Annotated in this window: 14 protein-coding genes, 4 tRNA genes and 2 pseudogenes; 13 read left to right on the forward strand and 7 right to left on the reverse strand. The window is 59.8% G+C overall.

The genetic code is table 11. The features are described 5' to 3' along the window. Window positions 1-5: 5 nt before the first annotated feature. The 9 genes from uvrC to AC5LXK_RS05675 all read left to right on the forward strand — a co-directional run bounded on the left by uvrC (window position 6) and on the right by AC5LXK_RS05675 (window position 6,659). Entirely contained in the window at window positions 6-2,060 is a 2,055-nt protein-coding gene (gene uvrC, locus AC5LXK_RS05635) for an excinuclease ABC subunit UvrC (protein ID WP_493390683.1), read from the forward strand. A 97-nt stretch (window positions 2,061-2,157) separates the two neighbouring features. Then, window positions 2,158-2,745: a CDP-diacylglycerol--glycerol-3-phosphate 3-phosphatidyltransferase gene (gene pgsA / locus AC5LXK_RS05640; RefSeq protein WP_493390684.1), complete on the forward strand. Its 588-nt coding sequence runs from the start codon at window positions 2,158-2,160 to the stop codon at window positions 2,743-2,745. Window positions 2,746-2,892: 147 nt separating this feature from the next. After that, window positions 2,893-2,968 (forward strand) — tRNA-Gly (locus AC5LXK_RS05645). Between the two features lie 53 nt (window positions 2,969-3,021). Continuing rightward, window positions 3,022-3,097: transfer RNA gene (locus AC5LXK_RS05650), tRNA-Gly, on the forward strand. Between the two features lie 51 nt (window positions 3,098-3,148). Next, window positions 3,149-3,224, forward strand: a tRNA-Gly gene (locus AC5LXK_RS05655). A gap of 99 nt (window positions 3,225-3,323) precedes the next feature. Further along, window positions 3,324-3,397, forward strand: a tRNA-Cys gene (locus tag AC5LXK_RS05660). A 174-nt stretch (window positions 3,398-3,571) separates the two neighbouring features. Then, window positions 3,572-4,768: a site-specific integrase gene (locus tag AC5LXK_RS05665; protein ID WP_493390685.1), complete on the forward strand. Its 1,197-nt coding sequence runs from the start codon at window positions 3,572-3,574 to the stop codon at window positions 4,766-4,768. Window positions 4,769-4,838: 70 nt separating this feature from the next. Next, window positions 4,839-6,185: an AAA family ATPase gene (locus AC5LXK_RS05670; protein ID WP_493390686.1), complete on the forward strand. Its 1,347-nt coding sequence runs from the start codon at window positions 4,839-4,841 to the stop codon at window positions 6,183-6,185. Window positions 6,186-6,206: 21 nt separating this feature from the next. Beyond that, window positions 6,207-6,659, forward strand: a complete 453-nt coding sequence (locus tag AC5LXK_RS05675) for a hypothetical protein (RefSeq protein ID WP_493390687.1) — start codon at window positions 6,207-6,209, stop codon at window positions 6,657-6,659. Between the two features lie 92 nt (window positions 6,660-6,751). Here AC5LXK_RS05675 and AC5LXK_RS05680 read toward each other — a convergent pair whose 3' ends face one another. The 7 genes from AC5LXK_RS05680 to AC5LXK_RS05710 form a co-directional block, all read right to left on the reverse strand. After that, complete coding sequence (locus AC5LXK_RS05680) at window positions 6,752-7,099, reverse strand: helix-turn-helix domain-containing protein (protein ID WP_493390688.1); 348 nt, start codon at window positions 7,097-7,099, stop codon at window positions 6,752-6,754. A 91-nt stretch (window positions 7,100-7,190) separates the two neighbouring features. Further along, window positions 7,191-7,544 carry a hypothetical protein gene (locus AC5LXK_RS05685; protein WP_493390689.1) on the reverse strand — a complete coding sequence of 118 codons (354 nt, stop codon included), beginning with the start codon at window positions 7,542-7,544 and terminating at the stop codon, window positions 7,191-7,193. Window positions 7,545-7,555: 11 nt separating this feature from the next. Next, window positions 7,556-7,876, reverse strand: coding sequence for a hypothetical protein (locus AC5LXK_RS05690; RefSeq protein ID WP_493390690.1), 321 nt, complete (start codon window positions 7,874-7,876; stop codon window positions 7,556-7,558). After that, on the reverse strand, window positions 7,876-9,189 hold the full coding sequence (locus AC5LXK_RS05695; protein ID WP_493390691.1) for a pyridoxal phosphate biosynthetic protein PdxJ: 1,314 nt from the start codon (window positions 9,187-9,189) through the stop codon (window positions 7,876-7,878). The genes AC5LXK_RS05690 and AC5LXK_RS05695 overlap by 1 nt, the downstream gene beginning before the upstream one ends. Continuing rightward, complete coding sequence (locus AC5LXK_RS05700) at window positions 9,189-9,563, reverse strand: beta-hexosaminidase (RefSeq protein WP_493390692.1); 375 nt, start codon at window positions 9,561-9,563, stop codon at window positions 9,189-9,191. The genes AC5LXK_RS05695 and AC5LXK_RS05700 overlap by 1 nt, the downstream gene beginning before the upstream one ends. A 37-nt stretch (window positions 9,564-9,600) precedes the next feature. Further along, window positions 9,601-9,819, reverse strand: coding sequence for a hypothetical protein (locus tag AC5LXK_RS05705; protein WP_493390693.1), 219 nt, complete (start codon window positions 9,817-9,819; stop codon window positions 9,601-9,603). A gap of 455 nt (window positions 9,820-10,274) precedes the next feature. Continuing rightward, a complete protein-coding gene (locus AC5LXK_RS05710) occupies window positions 10,275-10,703 on the reverse strand; it encodes a transcriptional regulator (protein WP_493390694.1) in 429 nt (142 codons plus the stop codon). A gap of 388 nt (window positions 10,704-11,091) precedes the next feature. On the opposite strand from AC5LXK_RS05710, the gene AC5LXK_RS05715 reads away from it, so the two are divergent. The 4 genes and pseudogenes from AC5LXK_RS05715 to AC5LXK_RS05730 all read left to right on the forward strand — a co-directional run. Next, window positions 11,092-11,634, forward strand: a complete 543-nt coding sequence (locus AC5LXK_RS05715) for a phage regulatory CII family protein (protein WP_493391187.1) — start codon at window positions 11,092-11,094, stop codon at window positions 11,632-11,634. Continuing rightward, entirely contained in the window at window positions 11,621-12,004 is a 384-nt protein-coding gene (locus tag AC5LXK_RS05720; protein ID WP_493390695.1) for a hypothetical protein, read from the forward strand. Before AC5LXK_RS05715 ends, AC5LXK_RS05720 begins: the two co-directional genes overlap by 14 nt. A 169-nt stretch (window positions 12,005-12,173) precedes the next feature. After that, window positions 12,174-12,527 (forward strand): annotated as a pseudogene (locus AC5LXK_RS05725) (phage tail tape measure protein); the annotation flags it as partial. A 799-nt stretch (window positions 12,528-13,326) separates the two neighbouring features. After that, window positions 13,327-13,887: pseudogene (locus tag AC5LXK_RS05730) on the forward strand (phage late control D family protein); the annotation flags it as partial. Between the last annotated feature and the right edge of the window lie 12 nt (window positions 13,888-13,899).

Here is a 13,899-nt window from a genome sequence, read left to right on the forward strand (position 1 = left end):
CACGCATGACATCCCCAGAAGCCTCCGACACTCCGTTCGAACCGAAGAAGATCCTTGCGCAGTTGCCGCACATGCCGGGCGTCTATCGCTATTACGACACGGCGGGCGCCGTGCTCTACGTCGGCAAGGCGCGCGACCTGAAGAAGCGCGTATCGAGCTATTTCACGAAGACGCAGCTGTCGCCGCGCATCGCGATGATGGTCACGCGCATCGCGCGCATCGAAACGACCGTCACGCGCTCGGAAGCCGAAGCGCTGCTGCTCGAGAACAACCTGATCAAGGCGCTCGCGCCGCGTTACAACATCCTGTTTCGCGACGACAAGTCGTATCCGTACCTGAAGCTCACCGCACACCGCTTTCCGCGGATGGCCTACTACCGCGGGTCGGTCGACAAGCAGAACCAGTATTTCGGGCCATTCCCGAGCGCGTGGGCCGTGCGCGAGAGCATCCAGATCCTGCAGCGCGTGTTCCAGTTGCGGACCTGCGAGGATTCGGTGTTCAGCAACCGCACGCGGCCGTGCCTGCTGCACCAGATCGGGCGTTGCACGGCACCGTGCGTCGGCGCGATCTCCGACGAGGATTACGCGGTCGACGTGTCGAACGCCGCGCGCTTCCTGCTCGGCCGGCAGTCCGAAGTGATGAAGGAGCTCGAGCAGAAGATGCACGGGTTCGCGTCCGAGCTGAAGTTCGAGCAGGCGGCGGCCGTGCGCAACCAGATGAGTTCGCTCGCGACGGTGCTGCACCAGCAGGCGATCGAGGTCGGCAGCGACAGCGACGTCGACATCCTGGCCGTCGTCGCGCAGGGCGGGCGCGTGTGCGTGAACCTCGCGATGGTGCGCGGCGGCCGGCATCTCGGCGACAAGGCGTATTTCCCGACGCATGTCGAAAGTGCGCTGACGCTCGCCGAAGGCGGTCTCGGCGACGAATCCGAGCTGGCGGAGGCGGCCGATGCGGCCGTTGCAGCCGGTGCGACCGCCGACGCGGCGCCGGACCAGCCCGCGGAAGGGCCCGGCAGTGCACGCAGCGGTGCGGCGGCGGCCTCGGTCGAGGCCGAGGTGCTCGACGCGTTCATCGCGCAGCACTATCTCGGCAATCGCGTGCCGCCCGTGCTCGTCGTCAGCCATGCACCCGCGAGTCGCGACCTGCTCGAGCTGCTGTCGGAACAGGCCGGCCACAAGGTGTCGCTGGTGCGGCAGCCGCAGGGGCAGCGGCGCGCATGGCTGTCGATGGCCGAACAGAACGCACAGATCGCGCTCATGCGGCTCCTGTCCGAGCAGGGCTCGCAGCAGGCGCGCACGCGCTCGCTCGCGGACACGCTCAGCTACGACAGCGACGATCTCGCGACGCTGCGGATCGAATGCTTCGACATCAGCCACACGATGGGCGAGGCGACGCAGGCGTCGTGCGTCGTTTATCACCACCACAAGATGCAGTCGAGCGAGTACCGCCGCTACAACATCACGGGCATCACGCCGGGCGACGACTACGCGGCGATGCGGCAGGTGTTGACGCGCCGTTACGAGAAGATGGTCGAGCAGGCCGCGCAGGCGGCGGCCGTCGACGAAGCGGCCGGCATCGACGGCGAGTCGACGCGTCAGGCCGAGGCATCGAGCCTGCTGCCGAACATCGTGTTGATCGACGGCGGCAAGGGTCAGGTCGAAATCGCGCGCCAGGTGTTTACCGAACTGGGCCTCGATACGTCGATGCTGGTCGGTGTCGCGAAAGGCGAAGGGCGCAAGGTCGGCCTCGAGACGCTCGTGTTCGCGGACGGCCGCACGCCGCTCGAGCTCGGCAAGGAAAGCGCCGCGCTGATGCTCGTCGCGCAGATTCGCGACGAGGCGCACCGTTTCGCGATCACGGGCATGCGCGCGAAGCGGGCGAAGGCGCGCCAGACGTCGCGGCTCGAGGAGCTCGAAGGCGTCGGCGCAAAGCGCCGGCAGCGGCTGCTCGCGCGGTTCGGCGGGCTGCGCGGCGTGGTGGCTGCGAGCGTCGAGGAACTGGCGAGCGTCGAGGGTATCTCGCACGCGCTCGCCGAGCAGATCTACAAGCAGCTTCACTGACGGGCCGTGCGGCCGGCCGCACGGCGCGCTTTTTAGCGTTCTTGTGGCGGGCCGGTCGACACGGCACAATTGCAAATCCTTTACTGTCCCGCCTGCCATGCCGTTCAATTTCCCGATTTTCCTGACGTGGGTACGGATCGTGCTGATTCCGCTCGTCGTCGGCGTGTTCTATCTGCCGGACACGGTGATGGGCGGCGCGCACCGCAATCTCGCGGCGGCGGCGATCTTCATCCTCGCGGCGCTGACCGACTGGTTCGACGGCTTCCTCGCACGCAAGTGGAACCAGACGTCGTCGTTCGGTGCATTTCTCGACCCGGTGGCGGACAAGCTGATGGTGACGGCCGCGCTGCTGATCCTGGTGCAGATTTCGCGGGTTGACGCGGCGATCGCACTCGTGATCGTCGGCCGAGAGATCGCGATTTCGGCGCTGCGCGAGTGGATGGCGCAGATCGGCGCATCGAAGAGCGTCGCGGTGAACCAGCTCGGCAAGTTCAAGACCGCGTGCCAGATGGTCGCGATTCCGATGCTGCTGTTCTACGCGCCGCTGCCGCTCGGTGTCGTGACGATCGACACGCGTGTGTGGGGCGAGTGGCTGATGTATCTCGCGGCGGTGCTGACGATCTGGTCGATGCTGTACTACATGAAGCTCGCATGGCCGCAGATTCGCGAGCGCGGCGGCGCGTGAGCGTTGCGCATCGCGGTTTTGCCGAGCAGGTTTTTGGAAAAAGGGCTGGAAAAGCCCTTGACACACGAATGTGCCTTCGACATAATCTCGCTTCTCCGCTGCACGACGAAGTGAGTGTGTGACGGGGAAGCAGTAGCGCAGCAATACGCGGGAGTAGCTCAGTTGGTAGAGCGCAACCTTGCCAAGGTTGAGGTCGCGAGTTCGAGACTCGTCTCCCGCTCCAGATTTTTTCTGGCAGCGTGTTGTACGGCAAAGCGCTGCAGATGCAGGACACATGCGGGAGTAGCTCAGTTGGTAGAGCGCAACCTTGCCAAGGTTGAGGTCGCGAGTTCGAGACTCGTCTCCCGCTCCAGATTTTTCTGGCAGCGTGTTGTACGGCAAGGCGCTGCAGGTGCAGGACAATGCGGGAGTAGCTCAGTTGGTAGAGCGCAACCTTGCCAAGGTTGAGGTCGCGAGTTCGAGACTCGTCTCCCGCTCCAAGTCATGGGGAAGCCAAGCTTCCCTTTTTATTTGATGGACTTCCGGTCCTCGAATAAAAATCTGTCGCTTGCCTCACGGCATCCGGACAGTCCGCTTTTGGCGCGATAGCAAAGCGGTTATGCAGCGGCCTGCAAAGCCGTTTAGGCCGGTTCGACTCCGGCTCGCGCCTCCAAGTAAGAAGAGAAAAAGCCCTGAGAAATCAGGGCTTTTTCTTTTTCTGGTCCCGCTTTCATCCTTGTAAGAAAGTCGTCTAGAGTGGTACAAAGTCGCCTCTAACCACTCAAGAAACACGCGTAACCACGCCTAAGTCGGCTCTTTGGCCGTATAGGTGAGTTCGCGTCAGCGCATGGCGACCAAGCGACTACGACCCTCCGGAACGTGGGAATACATCATCCGACGTTCGAAGCTTCTCCCAAAGCCACTTTCTCTGACGTTCCAGTCCGAAGAAGAGGGCGATGCGTATGTCGCTCGCCTTGAGCAACTGCTCGATGCCGGCATTGTGCCGGCGGACGTCGTTGAGCAACGCGAAGCGATCTCGACGACGCTGGACGCTGTTCGGGAGTATCTGCGGCGCGTGTCGGTGCCTGATTCCGATGTCCAGGTGTTAAATACGTTGCTCGGCGGCCGGCTGCCATCGAAAGCGCTCTCCACCGTGGACTACGATTGGGCAGAGCGATGGGTTACGGGTATGAAGCGCGAGCATCATTTGTCGCCGTCGACGATTCGCCACAATGTAGGGGCGCTCGCTCGTTGTTTCGATTGGGTGGTCAAGTCCGGCACGCCAATGCTTGCCGTCAATCCGCTACGCCTGCTGCCGAAGCGCTACGCAACCTATACAGATGATGATCGAGTGGCAGTGGAGGCGCAGGATCGGGCGCCGAAGGAAGATGTGCATCGAGATCGGCGGCCGAGCGCAGAAGAGGAGAGCGATATCCGCCGCATTATGGCAGGCGGAAAACCCAAGGGTAGGGAGCGGGCTTTCGATCTCCCGTATCGGCCGGCGTTGGTCTTTCTGTTCGAGCTAGCGATCGAGTCCGCGATGCGGATGCGCGAGATATACACGCTGGACATTGTGCAGTTTGATGTCGGTCGACGAACGGCCGCGTTGGAGCGGACAAAGAACGGTAGTAAGCGCTCGGTGCCACTTACGACGGTAGCGATTGCTGGGTTCGAGCAATACGTCGCGGCAGTTACCAGTCGCGACCCTGAAATGTGCGGGTTCACGTTCGAGGGTGGTCGGCTCTTCCCGTGGGTCGATGAGATCGAGGCTGGCATGCGCGCGAAGGACATGCCGGTGCTCCGGCGGAAGGTTCTCGAACGAGTTACCGTGCGGCTGTCGGGCCAGTTCGGTCGGATTTTCGATGCAGCTGGTTGCCCAGATCTCGTGTTCCATGACCTACGACATGAAGCTACGTCGAGGTTGTACGAGCGCACAATGCTGAGCGACATCCAGATCGCGAAAATTACAGGTCATTCCGATCCAAAGGTTCTCATGCGTTACGCGAACCTGCGAGGAAGTGATCTTGCCGAACGCCTCTGGTAGTAGCGCGGTGCGTTTGCCGATGGTGTCTGATTACAAGCGGTGATTCAAGGTCGTTGATGCTACAAGGGCCATGCCTTTCCGCTTAGAATGGCAAGTAGCATCAGAGATCAACAACTGCCATGCGGCGGGGAGAACAAAAAACATGCATTGCCTCAAGGTGCAGGACTTCTCTTGCATCAAGTCTGCAGAGATTTCGGTTGCACGGCTTACGTTGCTAATTGGACCGCAAGCAAGCGGCAAGAGCGTCCTTTCGAAACTGATTTACTTCTTTGTCGAAGTATTCGATCGCCAATTGCGTGCTATCGAAGAGGGAAGTACGCTGCCTGAATTTAAAGAAAGTATCGCTGAGGAGTTTTCCCGGTGGTTTCCTCCGGGTGCTTGGGGGAAAAAGAAGTTCTCAATCACGTATACGGTTGGTGAGTTTCAAATAAAATTTATTCGTAGCACGTACGGGAAAAAGGTATCCGATACGCTGCGTATTACGATGTCTAAGGCGTTTACGAAGTTTTACGAAGACACTGCTCGCGAGTTTTCGGCTCTAGTTCAAAGAAATATCGCGAAAAGTAAAAATGATGAATATGAGCTTCAATTTAAATTCCGTGAAGAGCGTCGAGGTGTTCTTCAAGGTATTTTAGGGAAGAACGAGTATTTTTCAAATCAAACGTTTATTCCAGCTGGGCGCGCATTTTTTACAAGCCTGGGGCGTGTTTTTGCGGCGTTTGATGGGAATAATATGCTTGACCCTATAACCACTAGGTTTGGGCGTATGTATACATCGTATCGTGATCCTCGCTTTTTGTATCGCTCTGGTCAACACGGTCCATGGGAGAAGTCGCTCTATAAATTGCTCGGAGGGGTTCCAAAGCGGAAGGGCGAGGTCGAGTATGTTGAGTTGGACGATGGGCGGAATGTGCCTTTTTCAGCATTGTCTTCGGGGCAGCAAGAGTTGCTTCCCTTGATTACTCTGTTGGAGAGTGCGGTAAATATTCCCCCTTGGAATATTGATCGGGCTGGTTCCAACCTGCTCTATATTGAAGAGCCGGAGGCACACTTGTTTCCGCGCTCACAAAGTACAATTGTTGAACTTTTGGTGCAGATCCTGCATGGCGAGGAGTCGCGTTCGTCATTGTTCTTGACGACGCATAGTCCTTATGTGCTTTCCAAGATCAATACGTTGATTAAGGCAGGCGTTTTGGGTATGCAATCGAAAGAGTATTATGAGAAGGTCAGTAAGATAACACCGGAGAAGACATGGTTGCTGCCCGGGAATGTTGGTGCGTATGCAATCGTGGAAGGGACTGTGAAGAATATCATTGACGAGGATGGGTTTGTTGACTCGGAATATTTGGATGGCATTTCGAGTGAAATAGAGTCGGAATATTCTGCACTTCTTGCGGTGGAATGGCAGGACGAATAATATAATAAAATCGGGGCAATAATGAAGGCAAAGAGATTGGCGTGCTCTGAGAGACTTTCTGATTCTTTCATAAAGTGCGAGGAGAAAGGTAAGAAGGCTGTTTTCGAGAACGAGAATCGTGTTGATCATGATCGAACTCGAGTTGATGGCTGCATGATGAATAACGTTTTGTGCGCCGATTTTGTTGTTTCTAAAATTGGAGTTGGAGATATAGTCGTTGAATTAAAGGGTAAGGATGTCTCTCATGGAATTGAGCAGGTGACGGCTACAGCTCAGTTGTACGCTGACAATAAGCTCCATACAACTGGGAAGATCGCCGCGCTGATAGTGGCGAAATCATGTCCAAGCTTTAACTCTGCGGTGAGAAAGGGAAAGGAGCAATTTGCAAAGCGATTTAAGGGGCCGCTGCATGTGGTAACGAAAAATGACACATTTGTCTTTGAGCGCGTACTTGACTTCAAGGGGCCCAGATAAGTAGGGTCTATTTGTGTGGTCTTAAGCACGCGAACTGGAGTCAGTGGCATTTCATCGCAAGCAGCCCACCAGTCGGGTGGGCTGCGATGGTGTTACGCGCCGGGCGCAGTGGCTACGCTGGTTGGGAGGTCTGGAAGTCGAGGTAGTGCGCGAGCGGTGCGGCCTGGCCGCCGGGCGGTTGATGATTGCAGTTGGCGTTGGATTGCCGCCTGTGTGCGTCGGTCGGTTTCGGTGTGATCGGGAGTTGTTCGTCCCTCTAGGCGCTCAAGCGTCTGTTGTTGTGCCCGCTCGCGTAGGAATGCGACGACGTCGTCTTCCAGAAACACCCATGCCCGACCGATTCGGGCGCCGACGATGTCTCCCCGCTGAGCCAATTTCATCGCAGTAGTCCGATCGACTTTCAGAAAGTCGGCGCATTCTTGCAGGTCAAACGTCCTCATGCCGTATCCCCGCTGATCGAAAAGTGTCCACAGACACTCACTTGTATGCGCACGTTTAGTATCGAGTAGTGAATGTGCATACCCGTAGTCGTCATGCTCTTGCTCCTGCGCAGTTGCTTGATCGGTCTATACGCTCAACCTCGGCGAGGATCAGTGCGGCGGCCTTCACGAGATTCCGGCGCGGGGTCGTTGGTTTCCACCAGTCAGCGATCCACGGCCAAATATCCAATGTCAGACCGTTGCTGTACCCGCAAGCGCTGAGGACATATGCCGCAGCAGCGCGAGGCAATTCTTCCTCCGTACAATCGTCATCTTGCTCAACCGTCAAGCCTTCCGATTGAATTTGTCGTTGGCGTTCTGCAAGGACGTCGAGCGCGGCTGATGTCAGCGCGGGCATAAGCCGCGCTTGTTCGGTGGGGCTCGGGTCGCGCATGTTATTTGCCATTGTGTTTTTCTTTAGAAGCACGGGGTAACGCACAAGCCAACGTCGGCCGCGTGCGAGATATCGATGACCAGCGCGCGGATCTCGACGCGAATGGCGTCGAGGCGCGAGAGCCTGCCTTGGCGGGTGTCCGCCAAGGCTTTGTTTGTCTGGATAGGTTTGCGTCGCGTGAGCGGCGCTTCGTTCTTCTGGATTGCTTCTGCGGGCGTCAGCCCGCCACTGTTCGACTGCATCGAAGTGCCGTTGACGATCGCCAGTGCGATAGCCGGGCGCATCTTCGCGTGTTCCCGCTTTCGCGGCAGCGGACGTGGGGTAGAAAGGGCCGGGCGAGGCATCACGAAACCTCCTTCGCGGCTGCATACTTGGCTGCCAGTTCGGGCGTCCAGTCGGGGTCGGGCATGACGTACAGCTTGTCGAGCCACGCGTGAATCGACGCTGCGTTCTTGTCGGTTGCCCGATCGTGCTGCTGCATAGCACGGGTGATGTCGCTGACAGCGGCCCGGATGGCTTGGACGCGGGTCGGATATGTAGCGGTAAACGTCCGCATCGTCGGGAGGGCATCCGATACTCCCCGCCCTGCCCGTACAGTCGTAGCGAAGATCCAAACGCCTTCGTCGGCATGGGCGAGGTGGATTTCTGCGGGTGCCAGCCTCGTCCGATTGGAGGCCGGTGCCTTGATCGTTTCGCAGTCCACGAACGTCCCGTTTTCGTTCGCGGTGTGAATCGGATGCTTCTGCGGGCGGGCCGGCAGGGCGAGCAGATCTTCAAGGCCAGTCAGGGATCGATGGACGCCTTCGATGGTCCCCGGCGAAAGCTTCCCGAAGCCGGGGTCGTGCAGGACCGCCTGTAACGCCTGCAATAGTTGCTTTGCACGCGCATCGTTAATCTTCGTCGCCTTGGGAGCGGCCGATTCAGAGGTCGGCGCTTCGCCGGTCAGGTGCTTCTTCGTGACCTTGGTCTTGCCTGCTTCCTTCGCTTTCGACAGGCCCGACACGATGCGCTCGAGTGCCTTGTCGCCGCCGTGCGTGCGGATCTCGTCGATCGCGAGCGTGCCGGCGATCGCGCCGCTGCGGACGAGGTCGTGCAGATCGGCCGGGGCCCTCTCCAGCAGCGCGGCATCACGGATCGACTGCTCCGAAATATTGAGACGGGCGCAGATGGTTTTGGAGTCGAGCGCGTGGACGTCGCGCAACTCGGCGATCGACGTCGCGAGGTCGAGCGGCGACGACGCTTTCGATACGTTGCTCACGTAGCCGTCGATCACCATTTCCGACCGTTTGACGTCACGCGAATCACGGACAACGATCGGGATCTTGCCGAGGTCTTTCCCCGCCTTGATCGCTGCGCCGGCCGCGAGGTAGCGATGCTGGCCCTTGTAGACGTAGAAGTAGTCCTTGCCGTCGACCTTACGTGCGTAACAATGGAGCGGGGAGCCCTTGTCGTACCCGTTCTGCATCATCAGCGCCGTCAGTTCCTTGACCCACTGCTGGTCGACCGGACGGACGTTGTCGTGCGGGTCGTAGCGCAGCGCTTCGTATGGCGTCATCCAAAGGTCGGCGGACGTCGCGCCGGCCGCGGCTGCTGCAGCTTTCGTATTCCCCGTCTGGATCGGAGCGGTCAGATCAAGCTGTTGCGTATGGTCGTCCATTACGCGATCTCCAGCGTCGCTGCCGTGCGAGTCATGCCATGCTTCTTCGCCTTGCCGATCGCCTTCGACGCCTCGATACCCGCTGCACGTTTCGCGTCACGAAGACGTTTGATTGCGTCGGCGCAGTTGCCTTCATCCGGGATCGAGATCTGCTTGCCGGCGATCTCGGTGCCATCGAGGATCAAATACTCCATATGTACGCTGTCCGCCAATGGGCGTCGACCAACAACATGTTTGCCGACGAGTATCGGCGTTGAGGGACGTCGTGCCTCCGGGTCATAACGGACGATCGTGCGAAGGGACAGGGTGTCTCGGCGCTCGACGTCGAAGAGCGGTTCTGCTTTGACTTTGATTCGCGGCATGGTGGTCTCCATGACGCCGGGGCTGCTTGCCCCGGCACATTCGGGGCGATTAGACGGCGACGTGGTAGTCGGTCGTCGGTGCGATGACCGGGTCGTCTTGGAAGACGTTCACGGCGACGAACAGCAGGGCGGCGACGATCGTCCAGCGGAAGATCTTCGACTTCTCAAAGTTGCTTTGGCGGGCCGGTTCGGAAGGCGTGATGCGGGGCTTGTGTTCGTCACGAAGCCATTCGTGGCGATCGGTGGACTGATGGTCGAACATTTTCATGGGCTTCTCCGAAGACTGCGCGAGCGGCAGTAATGGAGTCGTATGTTAGGCATTCCTTTGTTCTATTGCAATAGGAATTCCTAACTCTTTCATTGTTGTTGTGGTTTAGCCCCGTGTGGGCGCGGAACAAATGCGCCGAATCTCCCTGAAAGGTGTTGTATTCTTCCGATCAAATACTGTATGTTTATACAGTAGTTAAGCCAGAATATTGCCGAGGGGAGGTTGTTGCGGGGCTATGTCAACAGGGGAATTGCGCTGCAAACCGGGCGATGTGGCGATCGTCAGTCGATGTCGGAACCGGTCGCATATCGGGGTGCTGGTGCGGGTCATCGGCCCACACGGCAATGAGGACTTCGATTGGGATGTTGAGATTCTTGGCGGCCCGATCAGGGGGCGCGGGATACGTTCCGGAAGGGTCGGAACGCACCGCAAGGCTGCCGTGTTTGACTGGAACCTTACCCCTCTTGCGGGTCAGGGGCATTCAGATCGAGAAGATCACCTGACTGCTGTCCGCGCAGATCCTCAAACACCTTGAGGGTTTCCAGTAGCGCGACAAATGCCGCCGACGGCAATCCAACCTTGTCTGCTTTGGCAAGCGCATCAACTAGTGCTTGAGCATGCGTGCCAAGGGTTTCCTGTCTCTGTGGTGCAGGTGCACTGGCACGACGCACCATCTGTCCTTCGCCAGTGGCGAGCCACCACGGATCGACGTTCAGGAATTCGGCCGCGAGCAGCAAGTTCGCGCCTTCCATCTTTTTAGTTTTCCCGCTTAACCAGTCGCTGACCGAGGGCGCTCGCACTCGGCACGCTCGCGCAAGATCTGCTGCCTTTTTTTCGGGCGGCAACTTCATTGCCTGTTCCAGGCGTTCGGCTAGTGTCGTCATTAGGAAAGCCTAACTGAATGGGAATTAGGAATGCCTTGCATTTTGTGTAAGGAGCGCCTAATATGACGGCATGAATACGCTCCTGAATCGAGACTCGTACGCGTGCGCCGTGATCGATGCTTTTGGCGGAACGGCCGCAACTGCGCAACTTTGCGAAGTCCGGATGCCGTCCGTATCGGAATGGCGTCGCAATGGCATACCGCGAGCGCGTCTGCTGTTCTTGAAGCTTGCGCGTCCTGATCTGTTTGTCTCTCTGGACTCACACGACAAGTTGTCGTGACACCCCGCAGTTGCGTGACAGCAGTAGTTACGCCCCTCATGAGCTGAATCTTAGTTGCGGCCCTACGTCCGCAACAGGATGAAAGTCACCGCCTACCAATCTCCCACTATGACCTGCCGATACGACAGTACCGAATGGCTGGACGTGCTCTATACGTCAGTTCGCGACACGCCCGGCGGCGTTGCCGACGCGGCGAACTACCTGACTATTCGACGTGGCAAGAACGTCACGACTGAGTCGTTGCGCCTGCGTCTGCGCGGCGTCGGCGACAGCCGTCTGTCGATGGAGATGTTCGAGCTGCTGATCGAATGGATGCAGGAAAAGACCGAAGGGAGCGCGCACGCGCTCGATGCGTTGCACGCGTTGAATGCGCGCTTCGGGTTGGTCGCCGAGTACGTCGACGACCAAGGGGCTGACGACGTGATCGAGCCGGGGACGATGCACCTTGTCTCGACCACGCTGCACCTGCAGGCGCACGTCGGTCGAGTTGCTGACGACGTGACGCGTGCACTTCAAGATCAGCGGATTGACGACCGCAAGGCTGAAGAGATCATCGCGACCGGCCGCAAGGGCCAGCGTCTGTTCCAGCGTTTGATTCACGCTGCTCGCAATCTCGCCGCACGTCGCCGTCGTCGTCATGGAACGGTTTAAGACCGGCATGGGCTGTTGCCGGCCCGAGCGTGAACGGATCGGTCTCTGCTGCTCGCCCGAGCAGCAATTGACGTGTGCTGTCACGACACTCGCATCCCGATTCGAATGTGCCCCCGCCGACGCGGGGCGCTTGCTATCCGAACTGATCGCCACGTTCCCCGATCACCTCGCTCCGATTCTTGCGGAGGCGAGTGCAGCGGGGAAAGCGCGTGCCTTCGTCGACCGAGCCGCGCGCGCATGCGCTGCGCTTGCAACCAAGGTGGAACGTCACGCGTTCCGCGACCAGCTTACCGATCGTCTCTGCGCGCTGGACCTCGCCGCGTTCGACGATTCCATGTCGGCCGAGTGGCGTCGACTGCGCGGCAAATAACCGGAGACCCCTGTGAACGTGAACGGAATCAGCAGCGCGTTGCGACGCGGCACATCGCACTACACCCGCTCGCCGAGTGGAAGGCAGTCGTATTCGACGCGACGCTGGAGCGAACGGCATCGGCCGCAACGAGCTGGCCGACGCCGTCAACCAGATGGTTGCGGGCGGCATGGATCTGGACCGGGCACTCAACTTCGCGCCGCTGGTCGCGAAGTTCTCGATCGGCCAAGGGGCGACGACGGTCGAGACCGCGAAGATGATCCAAGCGCTGCAGCAGAACGCGGAGATCGTTGATCCGCGTCAGATGTCGAAGGCGCTCGAAGCGATTGCGTATCTCGGCAAGGAAGGGTCGTTCGAATCCGTCGATATGGCGCGGTGGTTTCCGGTGCTGCTCGCCGAGATGAAGAAGCTCGGCATCACGGGGCAGGACTCGGTGACGCAGCTCGGCGCGATGCTCCAGGTACAGATGAAGACGGCCGGCGGTGCCGACGAGGCGGCGAACAACCTGAAGAATTGGTTCTCGAAGATCGGCTCGGGTGAGACCGAACGCAACTATGCGAAGGCCGGTGTCGACTATCAGGCAAAGATGCGCGAGGCGATCGGCAAGGGCTGGTCGACGCTCGAAGCGTCGTTCGTGCTTGCACGCGCGTACATCGAGCGTGTCGATCCGGCGAAGGCGAAGCAGCTCGCGGCGGCAGCGAAGCAGTTCAATTCGGAGATGGACCCGGCGAAGCGGCAGACGCAGATGAACGCGTTCGCGGAGACGATGAAGACCGGCGACCTGTTCAACGACATGCAGGTCAAGGCTGCGCTGACGGCATACATGCAGAACGCCGAGTTGTATTCGAACCTGAAGCGCAACGCGCAGCGGGCGAGCGGCGAGATCCAGAAGGATCTGGAGGCGCGTCGGGAGACATCCAAACAGATCTGGAGCGAGGTCGGGCAGCAATGGGACGACGCGATGCGCAGCATCGGCGACGCGCTGCGTCCGATCACGGATCGCGTTGGCGAGGCGGCAAAGGGGGCCGGCAGCGGTATCCGGTCCGCAGCGGATAGTGCTCCGAAGGCGACGGCTGCGGTCGTCGGCATTGCCGGCACGGTTCTCGCGGTGCGTGGAGCAAGGGCACTTTGGAGCATCGGGCGCGGCTTGTTCGATATCGCGCGCGGCACGCTGCTGGCGCGTGGTGGTCGAGGGGCCGCAGGGCGTAAGGGGGCTGCGGGTGGGGCGGTCGGGCGTGCGTTGGATGCGCTCGGCGGTGCGGCCGGTGCAGCTGCCGGCGTGCAACGCGTGTTCGTCGTGAACATGCCCGGCGGTGGCGGAGACGGTCAAGGCCGGCAAGCTGATTGTTCTGCCGCGCGGTGGTGGCAAGAGCGCGAGCGGCAAGCCGCTGCCGGTCGTGACGCTCACGCCCGGCGACCTGCTCGACTACGACATCAACTTTCCGGACCGCGCGAGCTTCGCGGCCGTCCGCACGAAGGTGCACAACCGCAAGACAGGGAAGAAGATCGATCTCACGATTCCGAATCCGGACGCCCCGCCAGGTGCGTCCGCGGTGCACACGGAACGCCATGCGTTCGCCAGTCCGGAGGCGGCGAAAGCGGGGGCGACGTCGCGGTTGGCGACGCTCAATCGGCACACGTCGACGAGCCGGCTCACGATGCGCGGCCGCGCAGATCTGTCGGCCGAAAAGACGATCGCGCTGAAGGGGTTCAAGACCGGTGTGGACGGCGAGTTTCTGATCGAGTCGGTCGAACACACTTTCGCGTCGCGCGGGTGGATCACGGTCGTCACGTTGAACGGAGGGAACAAGGGGAAGGCGAAGGTCGGGCACGGGAAGAAGCCGGGCAAGAAAATCAATTTGGTAGTGCCGGCGCCGCAGTAACGCGTCGCGCGC

The organism is Burkholderia pulmonis, from assembly GCF_984667975.1.

Bases quoted from the DNA above. Each gene is read 5' to 3' on its own strand.
- AC5LXK_RS05670 (WP_493390686.1), top strand. From the start codon at position 4,839: ATGCCTTTCCGCTTAGAATGGCAAGTAGCATCAGAGATCAACAACTGC.
- AC5LXK_RS05720 (WP_493390695.1), top strand. From the start codon at position 11,621: ATGGAACGGTTTAAGACCGGCATGGGCTGTTGCCGGCCCGAGCGTGAA.
- AC5LXK_RS05680 (WP_493390688.1), bottom strand. From the start codon at position 7,099: ATGAGGACGTTTGACCTGCAAGAATGCGCCGACTTTCTGAAAGTCGAT.
- AC5LXK_RS05685 (WP_493390689.1), bottom strand. From the start codon at position 7,544: ATGGCAAATAACATGCGCGACCCGAGCCCCACCGAACAAGCGCGGCTT.
- AC5LXK_RS05695 (WP_493390691.1), bottom strand. From the start codon at position 9,189: ATGGACGACCATACGCAACAGCTTGATCTGACCGCTCCGATCCAGACG.
- AC5LXK_RS05700 (WP_493390692.1), bottom strand. From the start codon at position 9,563: ATGGAGACCACCATGCCGCGAATCAAAGTCAAAGCAGAACCGCTCTTC.
- AC5LXK_RS05715 (WP_493391187.1), top strand. From the start codon at position 11,092: ATGACCTGCCGATACGACAGTACCGAATGGCTGGACGTGCTCTATACG.
- AC5LXK_RS05705 (WP_493390693.1), bottom strand. From the start codon at position 9,819: ATGAAAATGTTCGACCATCAGTCCACCGATCGCCACGAATGGCTTCGT.
- AC5LXK_RS05675 (WP_493390687.1), top strand. From the start codon at position 6,207: ATGAAGGCAAAGAGATTGGCGTGCTCTGAGAGACTTTCTGATTCTTTC.
- AC5LXK_RS05710 (WP_493390694.1), bottom strand. From the start codon at position 10,703: ATGACGACACTAGCCGAACGCCTGGAACAGGCAATGAAGTTGCCGCCC.
- AC5LXK_RS05690 (WP_493390690.1), bottom strand. From the start codon at position 7,876: ATGCCTCGCCCGGCCCTTTCTACCCCACGTCCGCTGCCGCGAAAGCGG.
- pgsA (WP_493390684.1), top strand. From the start codon at position 2,158: ATGCCGTTCAATTTCCCGATTTTCCTGACGTGGGTACGGATCGTGCTG.
- AC5LXK_RS05665 (WP_493390685.1), top strand. From the start codon at position 3,572: ATGGCGACCAAGCGACTACGACCCTCCGGAACGTGGGAATACATCATC.
- uvrC (WP_493390683.1), top strand. From the start codon at position 6: ATGACATCCCCAGAAGCCTCCGACACTCCGTTCGAACCGAAGAAGATC.